We start from the raw sequence: 1,493 nt of genomic DNA on the forward strand, positions 1-1,493 counted from the left end.
ACAATTCCTTGTCCGATTAATACACACATTCAAACTCTGCTTTGGAGTTTACACAAAATTCTTGACACACCCCAAATTTTTGACAAAGCTCCTAGCTGTTGAGCGCTTATTGATATAAGCCTTCCTCTCTTTATTAGCATCGTCCCATTTTTTATTGGCCCGCTTTTGTGATTCAGATACTGCCATAATCTCCTCCTACTTAAAAAGATACCAAAGGATTACCAAAAATAGAATCCAGCCTACCAAAGCCTTCCAGTCAAATTTATGACGTTCAGCCTTAAAAGATACTTTCATTCCCATGATTTTTTTGTTATGTTAAGGGCACCTCTAAATACCTCCGTTTTTCTTCAAATTAAGTTATTGAAATCTTGATAAATCAACGTTTAGATTTTTAGGAATTGAGTTTTTAGAGGTGCCCTTAAGCATAACCCCCGAAGGGGCGAGTGGGTTAATCCCACTCAATGTTAATTGTTAAGCTAAAGATAAGAATGTTACGTCGGATTTTCAAACTTATCTTTGGCTTTTTTTCTATGCTTTGCCATAACTTCCTCCTTTCTACAATTATATACGCTTTAGCGTTTATTTCAAGAGGGAATTTAGAAAAAATATCCCTTGGAAGCAAAAAACACTCCTCTGAAGAGGAGTTACTCTAAATTAAATATATTAGAATATGGATACAAATCTAATTGTTCAATTGACGCTATATTCATAAATAATTTTTGAAATTCCATTCCTGGTGCAAAAGGATGAAGCTCATCAAATCCCCGGTGTTCATAAAACTCAGAAGCTTCCGTCAAAGCTTCCAAATAAATACCTCTTATTGGAACTAAACAATTCATCGTCAGCGCTATCCTAAGAACTGAGGCGAGCAATCTTGATCCATATTTGTTATTCTGATAGTCTTTTTGGATAGCTAACAGGTCTAGACTTAGAACAGGATAGCGCTCCAAGGGATGCTCTTTTTGTATCAAGCTAGTAGTTCCTAAAGAGAATGCGATTACTCCAAACAAATCTCCAAGTGAGTTTACTAACCCCAAAACTCTTCGATCGTCATACTCTCTATTAAGAAGCCTTTCCACTTCATTGTTAATTTTCGATACACCACAATCAAAATTCACTGAATCTATTGGCCCTATCCAAGAATACAAATCTACTAATTTTAAGTTATCTTCCACCAGTTAAGAATGTCTCCTCGACTTTTATCTTCATCGCTTCAGCAAATTTGTTTATCACAGACTGACTTGGTTTGTCAGTGTTATTCAGAACAGATAGAACTCTTTGTCTGTCTCGGTCATTATTCACAATGATATCCATATTACGTTTAATAACACCCATTCTAACATACCTCCCAGCCTAATTACTCTTTTATTAGTAACCAAAGTCTATCACAAAATTTTACAAATATCTACAAAATTTTACCCGAATTATTCATAGATAACTAAAAAAACTTCTAGAAACCCTGATAGATCAATGTTTCTAGAAGTTTTTGATTT

Annotated in this window: 2 protein-coding genes; both read right to left on the minus strand. The window is 34.7% G+C overall.

The annotated features are described in order from the left end of the window. Positions 1-48: 48 nt before the first annotated feature. A complete protein-coding gene (locus N4310_RS08420) occupies positions 49-186 on the minus strand; it encodes a hypothetical protein (protein ID WP_262092819.1) in 138 nt (45 codons plus the stop codon). Between the two features lie 458 nt (positions 187-644). Continuing rightward, positions 645-1,175 carry a GNAT family N-acetyltransferase gene (locus N4310_RS08425; protein ID WP_262092820.1) on the minus strand — a complete coding sequence of 177 codons (531 nt, stop codon included), beginning with the start codon at positions 1,173-1,175 and terminating at the stop codon, positions 645-647. Positions 1,176-1,493 lie beyond the last annotated feature (318 nt).

The sequence above is a fragment of the Streptococcus danieliae genome, from assembly GCF_025447695.1.
GTDB classification, from domain to species: domain Bacteria; phylum Bacillota; class Bacilli; order Lactobacillales; family Streptococcaceae; genus Streptococcus; species Streptococcus danieliae.